This is a genomic window from Pedococcus ginsenosidimutans (assembly GCF_039544395.1).
Taxonomy (GTDB): domain Bacteria; phylum Actinomycetota; class Actinomycetes; order Actinomycetales; family Dermatophilaceae; genus Pedococcus; species Pedococcus ginsenosidimutans.
The window spans coordinates 661,913-678,212 of sequence record NZ_BAABLO010000011.1 but is presented as its reverse complement, the minus strand read 5'-3'; the positions used below and the strand labels follow the sequence as shown (position 1 = coordinate 678,212).

17 protein-coding genes and 1 riboswitch are annotated in these 16,300 nt (G+C 72.6%); of the genes, 9 read left to right on the top strand and 8 right to left on the bottom strand.

All coding sequences use genetic code 11. The features are described from left to right. The first annotated feature begins 21 nt into the window (after positions 1 to 21). The 3 genes from pdxH (at position 22) to eda (ending at position 3,433) form a co-directional block, all read left to right on the top strand. Positions 22 to 702, top strand: coding sequence for a pyridoxamine 5'-phosphate oxidase (gene pdxH / locus ABEA42_RS14135; protein WP_345504275.1), 681 nt, complete (start codon positions 22 to 24; stop codon positions 700 to 702). Between the two features lie 191 nt (positions 703 to 893). Continuing rightward, positions 894 to 2,774 carry a phosphogluconate dehydratase gene (gene edd, locus ABEA42_RS14130; RefSeq protein ID WP_425572078.1) on the top strand — a complete coding sequence of 627 codons (1,881 nt, stop codon included), beginning with the start codon at positions 894 to 896 and terminating at the stop codon, positions 2,772 to 2,774. Continuing rightward, positions 2,771 to 3,433 (top strand): bifunctional 4-hydroxy-2-oxoglutarate aldolase/2-dehydro-3-deoxy-phosphogluconate aldolase, encoded by a 663-nt coding sequence (gene eda / locus ABEA42_RS14125; RefSeq protein ID WP_345504273.1) that lies wholly within the window; start codon positions 2,771 to 2,773, stop codon positions 3,431 to 3,433. Before edd ends, eda begins: the two co-directional genes overlap by 4 nt. A gap of 26 nt (positions 3,434 to 3,459) precedes the next feature. On the opposite strand, the gene ABEA42_RS14120 is transcribed toward eda, so the two are convergent. Continuing rightward, positions 3,460 to 3,882 (bottom strand): DUF4232 domain-containing protein, encoded by a 423-nt coding sequence (locus ABEA42_RS14120; protein ID WP_345504474.1) that lies wholly within the window; start codon positions 3,880 to 3,882, stop codon positions 3,460 to 3,462. Between ABEA42_RS14120 and ABEA42_RS14115 the strand changes: the two genes are divergently transcribed. Continuing rightward, on the top strand, positions 3,791 to 4,303 hold the full coding sequence (locus ABEA42_RS14115) for a hypothetical protein (protein WP_345504479.1): 513 nt from the start codon (positions 3,791 to 3,793) through the stop codon (positions 4,301 to 4,303). The two genes, ABEA42_RS14120 and ABEA42_RS14115, sit on opposite strands and share 92 nt — an antisense overlap. Before the next feature lie 189 nt (positions 4,304 to 4,492). Here ABEA42_RS14115 and ABEA42_RS14110 read toward each other — a convergent pair whose 3' ends face one another. From ABEA42_RS14110 to ABEA42_RS14100, 3 genes are all read right to left on the bottom strand, one after another. Then, positions 4,493 to 5,131, bottom strand: a complete 639-nt coding sequence (locus ABEA42_RS14110; RefSeq protein WP_345504271.1) for a malonic semialdehyde reductase — start codon at positions 5,129 to 5,131, stop codon at positions 4,493 to 4,495. Positions 5,132 to 5,226: 95 nt separating this feature from the next. Then, positions 5,227 to 6,021, bottom strand: a complete 795-nt coding sequence (locus ABEA42_RS14105; protein WP_345504269.1) for an SDR family NAD(P)-dependent oxidoreductase — start codon at positions 6,019 to 6,021, stop codon at positions 5,227 to 5,229. Next, positions 6,018 to 6,746 carry a hypothetical protein gene (locus tag ABEA42_RS14100; protein WP_345504267.1) on the bottom strand — a complete coding sequence of 243 codons (729 nt, stop codon included), beginning with the start codon at positions 6,744 to 6,746 and terminating at the stop codon, positions 6,018 to 6,020. The genes ABEA42_RS14105 and ABEA42_RS14100 overlap by 4 nt, the downstream gene beginning before the upstream one ends. A 61-nt stretch (positions 6,747 to 6,807) precedes the next feature. On the opposite strand from ABEA42_RS14100, the gene ABEA42_RS14095 reads away from it, so the two are divergent. The 4 genes from ABEA42_RS14095 (at position 6,808) to ABEA42_RS14080 (ending at position 10,738) form a co-directional block, all read left to right on the top strand. After that, positions 6,808 to 8,037 carry an MFS transporter gene (locus tag ABEA42_RS14095; RefSeq protein ID WP_345504265.1) on the top strand — a complete coding sequence of 410 codons (1,230 nt, stop codon included), beginning with the start codon at positions 6,808 to 6,810 and terminating at the stop codon, positions 8,035 to 8,037. A 26-nt stretch (positions 8,038 to 8,063) separates the two neighbouring features. Beyond that, positions 8,064 to 8,762 carry a metal-dependent transcriptional regulator gene (locus ABEA42_RS14090; RefSeq protein ID WP_345504263.1) on the top strand — a complete coding sequence of 233 codons (699 nt, stop codon included), beginning with the start codon at positions 8,064 to 8,066 and terminating at the stop codon, positions 8,760 to 8,762. 219 nt (positions 8,763 to 8,981) lie between these two features. Next, positions 8,982 to 9,156: riboswitch (cyclic di-AMP (ydaO/yuaA leader) on the top strand. 2 nt (positions 9,157 to 9,158) lie between these two features. Next, positions 9,159 to 9,896: a C40 family peptidase gene (locus ABEA42_RS14085; RefSeq protein ID WP_345504261.1), complete on the top strand. Its 738-nt coding sequence runs from the start codon at positions 9,159 to 9,161 to the stop codon at positions 9,894 to 9,896. 149 nt (positions 9,897 to 10,045) lie between these two features. After that, complete coding sequence (locus ABEA42_RS14080) at positions 10,046 to 10,738, top strand: DsbA family oxidoreductase (RefSeq protein ID WP_345504259.1); 693 nt, start codon at positions 10,046 to 10,048, stop codon at positions 10,736 to 10,738. 75 nt (positions 10,739 to 10,813) lie between these two features. Here ABEA42_RS14080 and ABEA42_RS14075 read toward each other — a convergent pair whose 3' ends face one another. After that, positions 10,814 to 11,911, bottom strand: a complete 1,098-nt coding sequence (locus ABEA42_RS14075; RefSeq protein WP_345504257.1) for a calcium:cation antiporter — start codon at positions 11,909 to 11,911, stop codon at positions 10,814 to 10,816. Positions 11,912 to 12,023: 112 nt separating this feature from the next. Between ABEA42_RS14075 and ABEA42_RS14070 the strand changes: the two genes are divergently transcribed. Continuing rightward, on the top strand, positions 12,024 to 12,848 hold the full coding sequence (locus ABEA42_RS14070; protein ID WP_345504255.1) for a DUF1028 domain-containing protein: 825 nt from the start codon (positions 12,024 to 12,026) through the stop codon (positions 12,846 to 12,848). A gap of 3 nt (positions 12,849 to 12,851) precedes the next feature. Here the strand turns inward: ABEA42_RS14070 and ABEA42_RS14065 are convergent, their stop codons facing one another. The 3 genes from ABEA42_RS14065 to ABEA42_RS14055 all read right to left on the bottom strand — a co-directional run bounded on the left by ABEA42_RS14065 (position 12,852) and on the right by ABEA42_RS14055 (position 16,220). After that, the gene (locus ABEA42_RS14065) at positions 12,852 to 13,253 is read right to left on the bottom strand and encodes a PLDc N-terminal domain-containing protein (protein WP_345504473.1); all 402 of its coding nucleotides are present in this window, start codon (positions 13,251 to 13,253) and stop codon (positions 12,852 to 12,854) included. Positions 13,254 to 13,351: 98 nt separating this feature from the next. Continuing rightward, positions 13,352 to 15,061, bottom strand: a complete 1,710-nt coding sequence (locus ABEA42_RS14060) for a glycoside hydrolase family 13 protein (protein WP_345504253.1) — start codon at positions 15,059 to 15,061, stop codon at positions 13,352 to 13,354. Between the two features lie 103 nt (positions 15,062 to 15,164). Then, complete coding sequence (locus ABEA42_RS14055; protein ID WP_345504251.1) at positions 15,165 to 16,220, bottom strand: TolB family protein; 1,056 nt, start codon at positions 16,218 to 16,220, stop codon at positions 15,165 to 15,167. Positions 16,221 to 16,300 lie beyond the last annotated feature (80 nt).

Sequence of the window (16,300 nt, the reverse complement as noted above, 5' to 3'; positions counted from 1 at the left end):
CCCTCACCCTAATCTCGGGGCATGACAACTGCGCGGCGCGTGGACTACACCGGCGAGGGGCTCTCCGAGGCGCAGGTCGCCCCGACCCCGTGGCAGCAGGCGCGGTTGTGGGTGGAGGAGGCCATCGCTCGGTCCGAGGCGCAGGGCGACGTGCCGGAGCCGACGGCGATCTCCGTGGCCACCGTCGACGCAGCCGGGATGCCCAACGTGCGCACCGTCCTCATGCGCTTCTTCGACGACCGCGGGCCGGGGTTCGTCACCGCGACCGTCTCCGCCAAGGGGCAGGAGATCGGCGCCACGGGCGGGATCGCCGCAGCCCTGACCTGGCCGTCGATGTTCCGTGCGATCCGCTTCCGCGGGCAGGCACAGGCGCTGACCCGCGAGGAGGTGCAGGGCTACTTCTTCTCGCGGCCGTGGGCCTCCCGCATCTCCGCCTGGGCGTCGCAGCAGTCCCAGCCGGTGGCGGGCAGGGACGAGCTCGAGGCCGCCTACGACCGGTACGCCGCGCAGTACCCCGACCACGGCAACCCCGACGACGTGCCCGTCCCCGAGTTCTGGGGCGGGTGGCGCGTGCTCTGCGACGAGGTGGAGTTCTGGGGTGGGCGGCGCAACCGCCTGCACGACCGGCTCGTGTTCACCCGGACCGGCGAGGGGACGCTGGACGACGCCGACAGCTGGAGCCTGTCGCGCCGCCAGCCCTGAGGTGGCCTCGAGCGGCACCCGAGCGGCACCCGAGCGGCACCTGAGCCGCGCCTGAGCCGTGGCGTCCGCATACCGGAACGCCGTGGTGGACGGGGGCTGGCCGCCGCCACACTTGTGAAGGAGATCACACGCGCACGCCAAGGACGTCGTTCGCGCGGTCCGACACCTGACCGCCGAACCCCAGGAGCCCCATGGCCCCCGCCCTGCACCCCGTCGTCGCCGAGGTCACCGCTCGCCTGACCGAGCGCAGCCGAGCCAGCCGCACGGCATACCTCCAGCGACTGTCGCGCGCCGCCTCCGAGCTCAGCCTGCGCCCCGCGCGCACCGACCTCGGCTGCTCCAACCTCGCCCACGCCGTGGCCGCGTGCGGGGGCAGCGACCGCACCACCATGGCTGCCGACACGGGCGTCAGCCTCGGGATCGTCACCTCCTACAACGACATGCTCTCGGCGCACGCGCCGTTCGAGCACTACCCGCAGGCGATGAAGCAGACGGCGCGCGAGGTCGGCGCCGTCGCGCGGGTCGCGGGCGGGGTGCCCGCGATGTGCGACGGGATCACCCAGGGGCGGGCGGGTATGGAGCTCAGCCTCTTCAGCCGCGACGTCATCGCGATGTCGACGGCGATCGCCCTGTCGCACGACGTGTTCGACGGGGTCCTCATGCTCGGTGTCTGCGACAAGATCGTCCCCGGCCTCGTCGCCGGGGCGTTGTCGTTCGGCCACCTGCCGACCGCGCTCGTGCCCGCCGGCCCGATGGCCAGCGGTCGCTCTAACTCCGAGAAGTCCGAGACGCGCAAGGCGTACGCAGCCGGCGAGGTCGGCCGCGACGAGCTGCTCGCCAGTGAGGTCGCGTCCTACCACTCGCCCGGCACGTGCACCTTCTACGGCACCGCCAACTCCAACCAGATGCTCATGGACGTCATGGGCCTGCACCTGCCCGGCGCCGCGTTCGTCCACCCCGACGACCCGGTGCGCGACGCGCTGACCGCCGCGACCACCCGCCGCGTCGCGGAGATCGCAGCGTCCGAGCAGCCGTACGGCATCGGCCAGGTCGTCGACGAGAAGGCGGTCGTCAACGGTGTCGTCGCCCTGCTCGCCACGGGTGGCTCGACGAACCACACCATGCACCTGATCTCCATGGCGGCGGCCGCCGGTGTGGACCTGACGTGGGAGGACTTCGACGACCTGTCGGCGGCGATCCCCTCCGTCGCCCGGATCTACCCCAACGGCACCGCCGACGTGAACCACTTCCACCGGGCCGGTGGGACGGCCTTCCTCGTGCGCACCCTGCTCGACGCCGGGATGCTGCACGAGGACGTGCTCACCCTCGCCGGTCCGGGCCTGCGCCGCTACACCCAGCGGCCGGAGCTCGTGGACGGGCAGCTCGAGTTCGTGGACGCCCCGGCCGAGTCGCTCGACCCCACGGTGCTGCGCCCGGCCACCGACCCGTTCGCCGCCGACGGTGGGCTGCGGGTGCTGCGCGGCACCCTCGGCCACGCCGTCATCAAGGTCTCCGCGGTCGCGGACGAGCACAAGGTCGTCGAGGCGCCCGCCCGGGTCTTCACCGACCAGGTCGGGTTCCTCCAGGCGTTCTCCCGCCGCGAGCTCGACCGCGACGTCGTCGTCGTGATCCGCGAGCAGGGCCCGAGCGCCAACGGCATGCCCGAGCTGCACGCGCTCACCCCCTCCCTCGGCGTCCTGCAGAAGCGCGGCCACGCCGTCGCGCTGGTCACCGACGGCCGCATGAGTGGGGCGTCCGGGGCCATCCCGGCTGCGATCCACGTGACCCCGGAGTCGGTCCACGCCGGCCCCATCTCCAAGATCCAGGACGGCGACGTCATCCGCGTCGACGCCCGGTCGGGCCGGCTCGACGTCCTCGTCGACGAGACCGAGTTCGCGTCCCGACTGCCCGCCCAGCGCGTGAGCGAGGAGGGGATCGGTACCGGGCGTGAGCTGTTCGCGCCGATGCGCGCCGCCGTGGGCCGCGCCGACGAGGGCGCCCACGTCTTCGCCAGCCTGGGCCGCCAGTACGACCACACCACCGCCGCCGTCACCGCCGAGGAGACCCGATGACCCCCACGACCGCTCCCGTCGCCAAGCCCGTGATCTCGCGCGAGGCAGACATCCTCGACCTCGCCCCGGTCATCCCGGTGGTGGTCGTCGACAGCGTCGAGCAGGCGGTGCCGCTGGCGCGGGCCCTGCTGCGCGGCGGCATACCGGTCATCGAGCTGACCCTGCGCAGCGCCGCGGGTCTCGGCGCCATCGAGGCCGTGGCGTCCGAGGTCGAGGGCATGGTCGTGGGTGCAGGCACCGTGGTCACGCCCGAGCAGGTGCGCCAGGTGCAGGACGCCGGTGCGCAGTTCATCGTCACGCCAGGCTCGCCGCCACGGCTGCTCGAGGCGGCGCTGGCCTCGGGTCTGCCGCTGCTCGCGGGCGCCGGCACCCTCACCGAGATGCTGACCCTGGCCGAGGCCGGCCTCGAGGCGATGAAGTTCTTCCCCGCAGAGGCCAGCGGCGGCCGCCCCTACCTGTCGGCGGTCTCCGGGCCGTGCCCGCAGCTGCGCTTCTGCCCGACCGGTGGGATCACACGGGAGACGGCGGCCGACTGGCTCGCCCTGCCCAACGTCGGCTGCGTGGGCGGCTCCTGGCTCACCCCCAAGGACGCGGTGGCGCAGGGTGACTGGGCGCGCATCGAGGCGCTCGCCGCCGAGGCCGCCGCACTCCGCCCGTAGGGCCGCCTGCCCCTACCGGGCGGCACTCAGCCGTGGAAGGGGCGCACCGACAGCAGGGGGGTCGCGGTGTTGCTGCACGCCTGCACGGCGTAGGGCGCGAACTGGGCGGCGGTCTCCCCGGGCAGGTAGACGCGGAAGCCTGCAGCCCGGGTCTCGTGGCAGCGAGGCCCGTAGTTGCCCGCCTGCGCCACCCGGACCAGGGCCGTGGCCGAGGCGCCGGGTGCGAGCTGGACGCGGGACGCGGTCTGGCCGGGGTCGCGCGAGGCCGCGGCGCCGAGCTGGGCCCCGGTGTCCGGGGCCGTGAGGGAGACCCCCGGGTAGCCCTGGAGGACGCAGGCGCTCCGTCCGGTGTTCTTCGTGACGAGCTCCACGACGAAGCTGCCCGCCGCGCCGCTGCCGGGCTGGGTGACGGCCCTGGTCGTGGTCGCGGCGGCGGTGCACCGGTGCACCGCGGTGGCTCCGCTGCTCGTCGAGCTGGACGCGCCGGTGGAGCTCGTGCGGGAGGTGCTGCTGCCGCTCGCCGAGGTGGTCGACCCTGTGCTCGGTGCGGTCGACGACGACGATGACGTCGAGGTCGAGGACGACCCCGAGGTGCTGGTCGTCGTGCCGGAGCCGCCGCTCCCCGCGCAGGCGGCCAGGCCCAGCCCGGTCGTGGCGACGAGGGCGAGCCCTGCCACCTGCCGTCGTGCCGAGTGCCCCGTGGTTCCCATGGCGTGCCTCCTGGTGTTCGCCTCACCCTTGGTGACGAACGAGGCGACCGCCGGGTTGGTCGGCGGTCCGGGCACGGAACAGCCCGCGGGCCTCGCCTCGCCGAATCGAGCGGCTCGGCATGTGCAGGGGACGACCTGCACGGCCCGCGGGCTGCGGTGAACTGCTGGGATTGCGCGGGTCCGCGCCGTCGAAGCAGTCGACGTTGCGCACCTAGCGCGCAGTCACCTCACGCGTCCAATATGAAATCAATTCCTGGACCACCTCCCTTCCGTGTACTCCGACGCTAAGTCGCTCGCGCGCCGTCCGCAACGGGATAAAGGGAGCCGTCCGGATCGTGGTCGGGCCTCGTCAGACGGTGGTGACGACCTCGTCGTAGTCGAGCCGCGGCAGGCGCTCGAACCACGCACCGTCGCCGGGGCGGCCGATGTTGACCACGGCCAGGGCGCGGTGCTTCCCGTCGGGGAAGAACTCACGGGTGACGGCGTCGGCGTCGAACCCGGTCATCGGGCCGGCAGCCAGGCCGGCGGCCCGGACGCCGAGGATGAAGTAGGCGATCTGCAGGGTCGCGTTCATCGTGGCCGAGCTGCGACGCATCTCCTCGTCGGCGAACATGTCGCGCGCGCCGGGGAAGACCGGGAAGACCTTCGGCAGCTCGTCGTGGAAGTCGTCGTCGGCCGCCAGGACGGCCACCAGGGGTGCGGTCGAGGTCTTGGGCTTGTTGTTGCCGCCCATGTGCTCGACGAGGCGCGCGCGGGCCTCGGGCGAGCGCACGAGGACGATGCGCAGGGGCTGGTTGTTCATGGAGGTGGGGGCCCACTTCACCAGCTCGTAGATGGCGCGCACCTGCTCGTCCGTGACGGGCTCGTCGCTGAAGGTGTTGGCGGTACGGGCCTCGCGGAACAGCAGGTCCGCGGCGTCGGCGTCGAGCTGGAGGTGCTCGGTGAACTGGGCCTCGAGCTCGGTCAGGTCGTCATGCGTCTGGGTCATACAAAGTTGAACCGTCAACTTCATGGTTGCATTCCCCAACCACGTCGTCGCAGGTCAGCGGGCGGGAACGGCGCTGGGAGCCCGACCGACGGCGTTCAGGGCTCCCGGTGCATCTTGTGCGACGCCGCCTGCGCGCGGGGCTTGATGACCAGCAGGTCGATGTTGACGTGGGCGGGGCGCTGCACCATCCACAGGACCGCCTCGGCGACGTCGTCGGCGACCAGCGGCTCCTTGACGCCCTCGTAGACCTTGTCGGCCCGCTCCTGGTCGCCGCCGAACCTGGTGAGCGAGAACTCCTCGGTGCGCACCATCCCCGGCGCGATCTCGGTGATCCGCACCGGCTGGTCGACGAGCTCGAGGCGCAGGGTCTCGGTGAGGACTGCGACCGCGTGCTTGGCGGCGGTGTAGCCCGAACCGCCCTCGTACACGGTGCGCCCGGCGATGGAGCCGACGTTGACGATGGTGCCTGCGCCGGAGGCGACCAGGGCGGGCAGCAGGGCCTGGGTCACCTGCAGGGTGCCGACGACGTTGGACTCGAACATGCCACGCCAGTCGGCGACGTCGGTCTGGGCCGCCGGGGCCAGCCCGAGGGCGCCGCCGGCGTTGTTGACGAGCACGTCGAGCCGTGCGCCGACGGCCTGAGCGAGGCGGGCGACGTCGCCCGCGTCCGAGACGTCGCAGGTGACCGCGCGGCCGCCGATCTCGGCGGCGAGGTCCTTGATGCGGTCGGACCGGCGCGCGGCGCAGACCACCTCGTACCCGGCCGCGGCGAGCTGCCGGGCCGTGGCGGCACCGATGCCGCTGCTGGCCCCGGTGACGACCGCGAGCGGGCGGGTGCTGCGCTCCGGGGTGCCCTCGTCGGTGGGGGCGGAGTTCGGGGGAGTGGTCATCGGGTGGCTCCTGCGGGTCGGACGGTGGTGGGGTCGACGGCGATCCACGTGGCCTCCGCCTGCGCGAGCAGGCGGCCGTCGGCGGTGTACAGCGCGGTGCCGCTGAGGTGCTTGCGGCCCTGCTCGCCACGCTGCCACGCCATGACGACGTGGGCGGCGCCGGGGGTTGGGAGCTCGTCGACGCGGGCGGTCATGGTCCCCAGCACCATCGGCCGCCCGGCGATCCCGGAGGCCCAGCCGCCGGGGCAGTCGAGCGCGGCCCAGACGGTCTCGACGTCGACGTCCGCGCCGGGCACCCAGGCGCACGCGTACGCATCGCTGTCGATCCGGCCGGGGCGCAGTGCCAGGCCGTCGCCGGGGGCGCGCCCGGTGCCGCAGGAGAAGCAGGTGGGGAACGGGTGCCCGGCGAGCCCCTCGAAGCGCTCGCCCGCCTCCACCGCGGCCTCGTACGCGACGGGGCCGGGGAGGCCCTCCCCGCCGGGGCCGCGGTCGGGGCGTGCCTGCGCGACGACGTGGTCACCGTCCACGAGCTCGACGGCACCCTCGTCGCCCGGCACGTCCCGCACCGTCATGGGCCGGTCGAGCGGCGGCGGCGTCCGCAGCCGCACGGTCACGGCGGGCAGGGCCGGGGTGGTCCGCACGGCGCCGGCGAGGTGCCCGCTGGTCCAGCCGCCGTTGCCGGACTCGGGCGGCCCGCAGAACCGGGCGGGGACGACGAGCTCCATGACGGGCAACGTACCCGTCCCGCCGGTGGTGGCCACGCGCGAGGGGACAGAATGGACAGCGATGCGACCACCCACCGTCCCGACGTCCGGTCCGGACGCCGACTTCCGGCTGCGCAGCATCGCCGTGTCCGCCTACGGCCCGACCGTGGTCGCAGCGGTCGGGGCCGGCGCCATGCTGCCGGTGGTGGCACTGAGCGCCCTGGCCCTGGGCGCGTCACCCTCGGTGGCGGCCCTGACCGCCGGACTGACCCTGGTCGCCGAGCTGTTCTTCGCGGTGCCCGCGGGGGCGATGGTGCACCGCATCGGGGAGCGCCGAGCCCTGCTGTTCGCCAGCGGTGTCGACGCCGTCGCCTCCCTGGCGGCCCTGCTCGCGCCGTCCGTGGCCGTGCTCATGGTGGCCGTCTTCGCGATGGGGTTCACCTCCTCGATGTTCCTCGTGGCGCGGCAGGCCTACCTCATCGACGCCGTGCCCTTCGCGCTGCGCGCCCGCGCCCTGTCGACGCTGGGCGGGGTCAACCGCATCGGCCTGTTCATCGGGCCGTTCGTGGGGGCGCCGCTCATCCACGCGTTCGGGCCGCAGGCGGGGTTCGGCGTCGCCGCGGCCTCCGGCATCGCGGCCGCGGTGCTCGTGTGGCGCGCGCCCGACCTCACGGCAGTCCACGAGGAGGTGGAGCGCGCACAGGCCTCGTCGTCGACGGTGCGCGTCATCTGGGACCACCGGCGCACCTACCTCACCCTCGGCCTGGGGATCATGGTGATCGGGGCCGCGCGGTCCTCCCGGCTGGTGCTCGTGCCGCTGTGGGCGGCCCACGTCGGGCTGTCGGCGAGCTCGACGGCGGTCATCTTCGGCGTCACCGGCGGCGTGGAGATGCTCCTGTTCTACCCGGCGGGGTCGGTCATGGACCGGTTCGGTCGGGTCTGGGTGGCCGTACCGTGCGTGGTGCTGCTCGGGGTCGGCCTGCTGGTCCTGCCGCTCACCACGACGGCGTGGGCGGTGCTGGCGGCCTCGTCGCTGGCCGCGGTGGGCAACGGCCTCGGCTCCGGGATCGTGATGACCCTGGGCGCCGACAACGCCCCCGCGCTGGGGCGCTCGCAGTTCCTCGGCGGCTGGCGGTTCGTCTCCGTGGTGGGCGGCAGCGGCGCGCCGCTGCTCATCAGCGCGGTCACGGCGTGGTCGAGCCTGGCCGTGGCCTGCGTCGGCATGGGCGCCCTCACGCTGGTCGGCACCGGGTGGCTGGGCTACTGGGTGCCCCGGTACGACCCGCTCCGCCGTCGAGCCGCGTCTGGCTGAGGCCGCGGGATGAGAGGCTTGGCCCTGTGACGGACCTGATCGACACCACCGAGATGTACCTCAAGACGATCTTCGAGCTCGAGGAGGAGGGCATCGTCCCCCTCCGCGCCCGGATCGCCGAGCGTCTCGGGCACTCCGGCCCCACCGTCTCCCAGACCGTGGCCCGGATGGAGCGCGACGGCCTGCTCAGCCTCGGCGGCGACCGCCACCTCGAGCTGTCCGACGAGGGACGCCTCCTGGCCACGCGCGTGATGCGCAAGCACCGGCTGGCGGAGCGGCTGCTCGTGGACGTGATCGGCCTGGAGTGGGAGTACGTCCACGACGAGGCCTGCCGGTGGGAGCACGTGATGTCCGAGCGGGTCGAGCGCAAGATCCTCGCCCTCCTGCGCGACCACCACGACTCGCCGTACGGCAACCCGATCCCCGGCCTCGACGAGCTGGGCGAGGAGGAGCCGAGCGAGGACTTCCGCTTCGGGCTCCACACGCTGACCGAGCTCGCCAAGGAGTCGCCCGAGACCGTGCTGGTTCGTCGTATCGGCGAGCCGGTCCAGGTCGACCACGAGGCCCTCAGCCTGCTGACCGTGGCCCGGCTCCTGCCGGGGGAGCGGGTCCGGGTGCACCGGGCCGACGGCCGCGTGGTGGCCCTGCGCGAGGGTGCGCCGGAGTCCACGGCGGTGTCGCTGCCGGACGACGTCGCCCAGCACGTCTTCGGCGCGCTGGTCTGACCGACCTGTGCTAGCGGAGGCGGTCCGCTGAGCACGAACGGCCGCCCGGAACGATGGCTTGGTTGCCAGTTGCGGGCGTTTCCATGGACTTTTGTTGACCCTCCGTGACCCGAACGTGACATTGGGTGCCGCGCTTGTGTACGGTGTCCCAGACCTCCTCGCCCCCCGAGGTGGTTGGCCCGATGTGGATCGCCTAGTCCTGTCACCACGCCCGGGTCACCAGCAAGACCGCTTGACAGGAGCGGGGGACCCACTTTTGGTCCGTCTCCGGACGGTCCTCGGGGTGAAGTCCTCACCAGAGCGCCCGCAAGGTCGGGAGGCAACCGTGAGGGCCGGGTGACATACCTCCACCCGAACCCGACAGCTCACCTCGTAGGCGTCGGAGGTTCTCTGACCGTGTCATCTCACGCTGCTGGTCGCCACCGCGCGCCAGGTCGTTTCAACCCCGTCTCCGAGCTGGCCGGCATCGCGGCGAAGTCCGCCCAGCCGGCCGTGAAGACCACCGCCGTCATCGCGGCATCCGGTGGCCTCGTGGCCTCCTTCGCCCTCCCGGCCTCCGCTGCCCCGGCAGCCCGGCCCGCGACCAAGGGCGCCTCGACCGCTGCGGCCCCCGTGGCCGTGCAGGCCCCGAAGGCTGCTGCCCCCCAGGCTGCCGACGCCTTCGGCGTCATCGGCTTCAAGGCGACGGCCAAGCCAAAGCCCAAGCCCAAGCCGAAGCCCGTCGTGGTGGCCGTCCCCGAGCGCGCCCCCCAGGCCGCGAGCCGGTCGACCCAGCGCACCGCGCCGGTCGTCTCCAAGCCCGCCGTGGGCGGCATCCTGGGCATCGCCGCCCAGTACGCCGGCATCATGTACGTCTACGGCGGCACGACCCCTGCCGGGTTCGACTGCTCGGGCTACACCGCCTACGTCTTCCGCCAGGCCGGCATCAACCTGCCGCGCACGGCCGAGGAGCAGCGCCAGGCGACCACCCCGGTCTCCAACCCGCAGCCCGGTGACCTCGTGTTCTTCGGGTCGCCCGCCTACCACGTGGGCATCTACGCCGGGAACGGCATGATGTGGGACAGCCCGCGCACCGGCAAGGCCGTCGGCCTGCGCTCCATCTGGTCCAGCGACGTGACCTACGGTCGTCCCTGACCCAGCAGCTCCACCACGGCCCACCTTCGGCGCCCTGACGAGGCCCCCACCGCACTGCGGTGGGGGCCTCGTCCGTCCGTGGCGGTCCGGGCCGTGCCGGCCCGGTGGCGGCATACCGCGCCCCCGCGGGTCGTGTGAGGATGGGGGACATGACTGCTGTGGAGATCGACGTCTGGGCCGACGTGGTCTGCCCGTGGTGCTACCTGGGCAAGCGACGCCTCGAGCTCGCCATCGCCGAGAGCGCCCACCCGGCGGAGGTCACGGTGACCTACCACGCGTTCGAGCTCGACCCGTCCGCGCCGCGGGGGACGGGGGAGCGGGTGCTGCCGTGGCTCGCGCAGCGGTACGGCGTGGACCTCGACGGGGCCCGGGAGATGGCCGAGCGCCCCGCGATCATGGGCCGCCCTGACGGCATCGACATCGAGGTCGACCTCCAGCTGCGGGCCAACTCCTTCAACGCCCACCGGCTCGTGGCGCTGGGTCTGGCCCAGGGAGGGCACGCGCTGCAGGCAGCCGTCCTCGAGCGGATGTTCAGCGCGCACTTCACCGAGGGCCGGCCCATCGACGACATCGAGACGCTGCAGCGTCTCGGGGCCGAGGCCGGTCTCGACGGTCGCCGGGTGTCCGCGGTGCTCGCCGGTGAGGAGTACTCCGCGGAGGTCCGCGCCGACGAGGAGGCCGCCCGCGACATCGGCATCACCGGCGTGCCGTTCTACGTCGGCAACCGCAAGGTGGGGCTGTCGGGGGTGCACACGGTCGAGGTACTGGGCCGCCTCATCGAGAGCGCGGCCACCGACCACCCCGTCCACGACGAGGAACCCCAGCCGGCGCCCCACGGCTGAGCCTGTCGACTCGGGGAGCGCGTGACAGGGCGCGCCGAGCGGTGCTGCGGGCTCGGACGGCCGCCCCGGTGTACCTCAGGGGTTGATGGCGAGGAACACGAACGCCGCGAGCAGCACCAGGTGCACGCCGCCCTGCAGCCGCGTCGCGCGGCCCGGGACGACGGTGAGCACGCTGACGAGCACGGTGAGGCCGAGCAGGACCATCTGCGTCGGTCCGAGGCCCAGGAGCAGCGGCCCGTCGAGCCAGACCATGGCGACGGCGATCGCCGGGATGGTCAGGCCGATGCTGGCCATCGCGGAGCCGAGCGCGAGGTTGAGGCTGATCTGGATGCGGTTGCGCTGGGCCGCGCGCACGGCGGCGAGGGTCTCCGGCAGCAGCACGAGCAGCGCGATGACCACGCCGACGAACGACTGGGGGAACCCGGCTGCGGCGACCGCCGACTCGATCGCGGGTGACTCGACCTTCGCGAGGCCGACGACGGCGACGAGGGAGACGAGCAGGAGTCCCAGTGAGCTCCACGTCGCGCGGTCGCTGGGCGGGTTGGCGTGCTCGTCGGCGAGGGGCTCACCCTGCTTGCCGACCGGCAGGAAGAAGTCGCGGTGCCGGACGGTCTGGGTCGAAACGAACATGCCGTAGAGGATCAGCGAGATGACGGCGGCGAAGGCCAGCTGGCTGGGGGTGAACTCCGGGCCGGTCTCGCCGGTGGTGAAGGTGGGGACGACGAGCGTCATCGCGGCGAGGGTCGTCACCGTGGCGAGCGCTGCGCCGGTGCCCTCGGCGTTGAAGGAGATGAGCTTGTAGCGGCGGGCGCCGACGAACAGCGACAGGCCGACGATGCCGTTGCACGTGATCATCACGGCTGCGAACACGGTGTCGCGGGCGAGGCTGGTCGAGTCCTTGCCGCCGGAGATCATGAGCGTGACGATCAGGGCGACCTCGATGATCGTGACCGCGACGGCCAGCACGAGGGAGCCGAAGGGTTCGCCGACCCGGTGCGCCACGACCTCGGCGTGGTGGACCGCGGCGAGGACGGCCGCCGCGAGGGCTGCGGCCACGACGACCACCGGCAGGGCGCCGAGGTCCCGGCCCCAGGCCAGGACCAGGGCGACGAGTGCCAGGGGTGGAGCGAGGGTGGTCCAGGTGAGCAGGGGGTTGGTCGTTCGCGCGGCCATGGGGCAGTCTCCCAGACCCGGGGCGAACCCACGCAATCCGTCCGCAACCACGGTCTGCGGCGGCTTGCCGGTGCAGCAGCGCGATCGGGCGAGGGCAACTAGGTTCGACGTCATGACGTTCTCCATCGCGGCCCAGGTCGGTGACGCGTTCGGCGTCGCCGTCGCGAGCAAGTTCCCGTTCGTCGGCGCGGTCGTGCCCGAGGTGCGTCTCGGCGTCGGTGCCGTCGCCACCCAGGCGATGGCACGCGTGTCCTACCGCGGCACGGCGCTCGCCGCGCTCGCCGAGGGCCTGGACGCGTCGGTGGCTGTCGAGGCCTGCACGACCCCCGACGAGGCCCGCGAGCACCGCCAGCTCGGCGTCGTCGGCGTCGACGCGCAGGCGACCTTCACCGGCGCCGAGTGCATGGACTGGGCCGGCGGTGTCTGCGGCCGCGAGTCGAGCGGCGGCTACGCCATCCAGGGCAACATCCTCACCGGTCCCGAGGTGGTCGAGGCGATGGAGAGCGCGTGGCTCGGCTCGGCCGGCGCCTCGCTCACCGACCGCCTCATCGCCACGCTGCTCGCCGGGGACGAGGCCGGGGGCGACTCACGGGGCCGCCAGGGCGCGGCGCTGTACGCGGTGGCGCCGGGAGCGGGGTACGACGGCTGCGGGGTGCTCGCGGACGTCAGGGTCGACGACCACCCGGACGCCCCGCGCGAGCTCGCCCGGCTCCTGCGGGTGAACGACCTGCTCTTCGGGCGTCCCGAGGACGTGCAGCCGCTCACCGGGGCGCTGGCCGAGGAGGTCTCGGCACGGCTCGCCCGGCTCGGCCACGGCGGCGACGACGTCGCGGAGGCGCTGGAGCGGTGGGCCGGCGAGGCGAACTACGAGATGCGGATGACCCCCGACGGCATCGACGCCAAGGTGCTGGCTGCGCTGCGCGAGGAGACCGCCTGAGCCTCAGCCGGGCTGGGGGTCGGTCGTCTCGTCGGGGTGCTCGCGCCCCGTCCGGCGTTCACGCTCCTGCTCCATCGCGCGCTGCTCGGCGGCCTCGCGCTCGAGCCGTTGCCGCTTCGCCTCCTGGCGCTGGGCCTCGGCCCGCTCGCGCACCCGGCGCAGGAACTCGGCGTCGTCGTCGGGGTTGGTGGCGACGAACCGGCCCGGGCGGTCGTACTCGGGGTAACCGGCGTTGCCCTTGTAGGGCAGGCTGCGTGCCGGCCCCTGCGGGCGGCCCGCCACCAGCCAGGCCACCGCGCCCACCTCGAACGTGAAGAGCACGATGACCACCCAGGTGGCCTTGGACAGGTTCCTGATGCGGTGCTCATCGGTCATGATCACGTCCAACAGGCAGTAGATCCACACCGCCGTAAGGACCACCCCGAGCCCCACGCCCCCACGAATCAGCACAGGCAGATGCTGGCAGAGGCACCCGCCACCTGTCCCGCGAATGCGACGCGAGGTCAGCGGCGCAGTACGCGGGACTCCCACGCGCGCAGGGGCGCGGTGCTCCCCGACGGCTCACCCAGGTTGCCGAGCAGCAGCGTCGCGGTCTTCCAGCCGTCGAGGTCGAGGTCGTCGACCCCGTCGAGTGCGAGCTCGTCGCCCGAGAAGTTGGCGAGGACGAGGAGCTCGGTGCCCTCGTGGGACCGGGTGAACGCGTAGAGGCTCGGGTGGTCGGCGGCGAGCATGTGGAAGTCGCCGTGGGCGACGGCCGGCTCGGTGTGGCGGAGCTCGATGACCCGGCGGTAGTGGTGGAAGACCGAGTCGTCGTCGGCGAGGGAGTCCTCAGCGTTGATCTCGGTGTGGTTGGGGTTGACCTTCGACCACGGGGTGCCGGTGGTGAAACCCGCGTTGTCGCTCGCGTCCCACTGCATCGGAGAGCGGGCGTTGTCGCGGCTGCCGAGCCGCAGGGCGCTCAGCACCTCCTCCGCGTCCGAGCCGGAGGCGACCGCCATCCGGTAGTAGTTGACGGACTCGATGTCGAGGAAGTCGTCGTGGGCGGCGAAGGGCACGTTGGTCATGCCCAGCTCCTCGCCCTGGTAGACGTACGGCGTGCCGCGGTGCAGGTGCAGGACGGTGCCGAGGAGCTTCGCGGAGGCGACCCGGTGCTCGGGGGCGTCGGAGCCGAACCGGGAGACCGCGCGCGGCTGGTCGTGGTTGTTCCAGTAGAGGGAGTTCCAGCCGACCTCCGCCAGCGCCTCCTGCCAGCGGCCCATCGAGCGCCTGAGGTCGCGCAGGTCGAGGGTGCGGCGGTCCCACTTGTGGTCGCCGTGGTCGAGCCCGACGTGCTCGAACTGGAACACCATGTCGACCTCGCGGCGCTCGGGGTCGGTGTAGAGGACGGCGTCCTCGACGGTCACGCCGGGCATCTCGCCGACGGTGAGCAGCTTCTCCTTGCGCCCCTCGAAGACGGCAGCGTGCATCTCGTGGAGGTACTCGTGGATGCGGGGCCCGTTGAGGAAGTGCGGGGTGCCGTCACCGAGGTGCGGGTTGCCCGGGATCGGCTCGCCGTCGGGCAGCGAGGTGACCTTGGAGATCATGTTGATGACGTCCATGCGGAAGCCGTCGATGCCGCGGTCGAGCCACCAGCGCATCATCGCGTAGACGGCCTCGCGCACCTCGGGGTTCTCCCAGTTGAGGTCGGGCTGCTTGCGGCTGAACAGGTGCAGGTAGTACTCGCCGGTCGCCTCGTCGAGCTCCCACGTCGGGCCGCTGAAGAACGACTCCCAGTTGTTGGGCTCGGCGCCGGGGGTGCCGGCCTCGTGGCCCTCGCGGGCGGGGCGCCACCAGTACCAGTCGCGCTTGGGGTTGTCCTTGCTCGAGCGCGACTCGACGAACCATGGGTGCTCGTCGGAGGTGTGGTTGACGACGAGGTCCATGACGATGCGGATGCCGCGGGCGTGCGCCTGGGCGATGAGCTCGTCGACGTCAGCGAGCGTGCCGAAGGTCGGGTCGATGTCCTCGTAGTCGGCGATGTCGTAGCCGTTGTCGTCCTGCGGGCTCGTGTAGATGGGGGAGAGCCAGACGACGTCGACGCCGAGGGTCTTGAGGTAGTCGAGCCGGTCGATGATGCCGGGCACGTCACCGATGCCGTCGCCGTTGCTGTCCTGGAAGCTGCGCGGGTAGATCTGGTAGACGACGGCCTCACGGAACCACGGTGCTTCGGTCATGGCCGACAGTCTGCTGCCACCGGCCGGAGGCGGCAAAGGGGGTCAGCCACCTGTCCGCCGCCCGGCCCGTGGGCCGGGTGGCGGACACCCCTGCGGGCGCGGTCTAGCTCCTGGCGGGACCCCAGTCCGGCGCGCTGTCCCACAGTGAGGTGGACGTCACCTGTCGGACGTGGCTGCCGTCGAGCCGGGCCGTGAAGATGTCGGGCTGGCCGCCGACGCCGCTGCGGGCATAGACCACGCTGGTGCCTTCGGGGGAGAAGGAGCTCGACAGCAGCATGGTGTCGGCGCTCACGTGGGTGACCTGGCGGCGTCCGCTGCCGTCAGGGTGAACGACGTAGAGCTGTGAGTCGAGGAAGCCGCCGTCCTCGTTGGAGCGGAAGAGGATCCACCGCCCGTCCGGTGACCAGTCGGGGTGGTCACCTGCATGCAGCGACCACGGCGTGATGCGCCGGATGTGGCTGCCGTCGCTGCGCATCACGAAGAGCGCGATCCCCCCGGCCGGCTTCGTCAGCGGGGAGTTCTCCCGCCGGAAGGCGATCTGTTTGCCGTCCGGGGAAACGACCATCTCGTTGTTGTCCCCGGCGAAGGGGCGGGAACGCAGGATGACTCGCGAGTGGGTGCCGGAGAGGTCCCGGACCACGACGTCGGAGTGCTCGATGAAGCCTTCACCGTTGGGGAACTCGCGCACGAGCCCGGTCGACCTCGTGTAGACGACGTGTCGGCCGTCGGGCATGAATGCCACCTCGGACTCGTCCGGGCACTTGGTCTCGAGGTCGGGTCCCGTGGCGGCGCACGGGGGGCTGAGGCGCGTCAGGTGGCTGCCGTCGGGGTGCACCGTGTAGATGGCGCACACGGTGTCGGGGGCGCAGCGCCTGAAGGCCACCAGCGACCCGTCCGGTGACCAGTCGGGCTGGTCGTCGACCGTGCCGGCTGTTGGCCGCGTGACCTGCCGGGTTGCCGTCCCGTCGGGTCGGATCGTGAAGATGGCGCCCGTCGTCCGGTCTGCGTCGAGGTACTGCTTGTAGGCGATGCGTCCGTTGGCGCCAGGCGTGGTGGCCGAGGCGGGTGCTGCGACGAGGGTCGCGACGACCGCGCCGGTGACTGCCACGGCGGCCACCGCTGTGCAAGGTCGGAGCAGCGTGAGGAACGTGGGGACCATCTGGTCCTCCTTGGTTAGCAGGGGTTTGCGTGGACGGTGCGGAGTCCCGCGGGCTTCCCTGCGCCTCCACGGCGCCCCCA

Bases quoted from the DNA above. Each gene is read 5' to 3' on its own strand.
- pdxH (WP_345504275.1), top strand. From the start codon at position 22: ATGACAACTGCGCGGCGCGTGGACTACACCGGCGAGGGGCTCTCCGAG.
- edd (WP_425572078.1), top strand. From the start codon at position 894: ATGGCCCCCGCCCTGCACCCCGTCGTCGCCGAGGTCACCGCTCGCCTG.
- eda (WP_345504273.1), top strand. From the start codon at position 2,771: ATGACCCCCACGACCGCTCCCGTCGCCAAGCCCGTGATCTCGCGCGAG.
- ABEA42_RS14110 (WP_345504271.1), bottom strand. From the start codon at position 5,131: ATGACCCAGACGCATGACGACCTGACCGAGCTCGAGGCCCAGTTCACC.
- ABEA42_RS14105 (WP_345504269.1), bottom strand. From the start codon at position 6,021: ATGACCACTCCCCCGAACTCCGCCCCCACCGACGAGGGCACCCCGGAG.
- ABEA42_RS14100 (WP_345504267.1), bottom strand. From the start codon at position 6,746: ATGGAGCTCGTCGTCCCCGCCCGGTTCTGCGGGCCGCCCGAGTCCGGC.
- ABEA42_RS14095 (WP_345504265.1), top strand. From the start codon at position 6,808: ATGCGACCACCCACCGTCCCGACGTCCGGTCCGGACGCCGACTTCCGG.
- ABEA42_RS14080 (WP_345504259.1), top strand. From the start codon at position 10,046: ATGACTGCTGTGGAGATCGACGTCTGGGCCGACGTGGTCTGCCCGTGG.
- ABEA42_RS14075 (WP_345504257.1), bottom strand. From the start codon at position 11,911: ATGGCCGCGCGAACGACCAACCCCCTGCTCACCTGGACCACCCTCGCT.
- ABEA42_RS14070 (WP_345504255.1), top strand. From the start codon at position 12,024: ATGACGTTCTCCATCGCGGCCCAGGTCGGTGACGCGTTCGGCGTCGCC.
- ABEA42_RS14060 (WP_345504253.1), bottom strand. From the start codon at position 15,061: ATGACCGAAGCACCGTGGTTCCGTGAGGCCGTCGTCTACCAGATCTAC.
- ABEA42_RS14055 (WP_345504251.1), bottom strand. From the start codon at position 16,220: ATGGTCCCCACGTTCCTCACGCTGCTCCGACCTTGCACAGCGGTGGCC.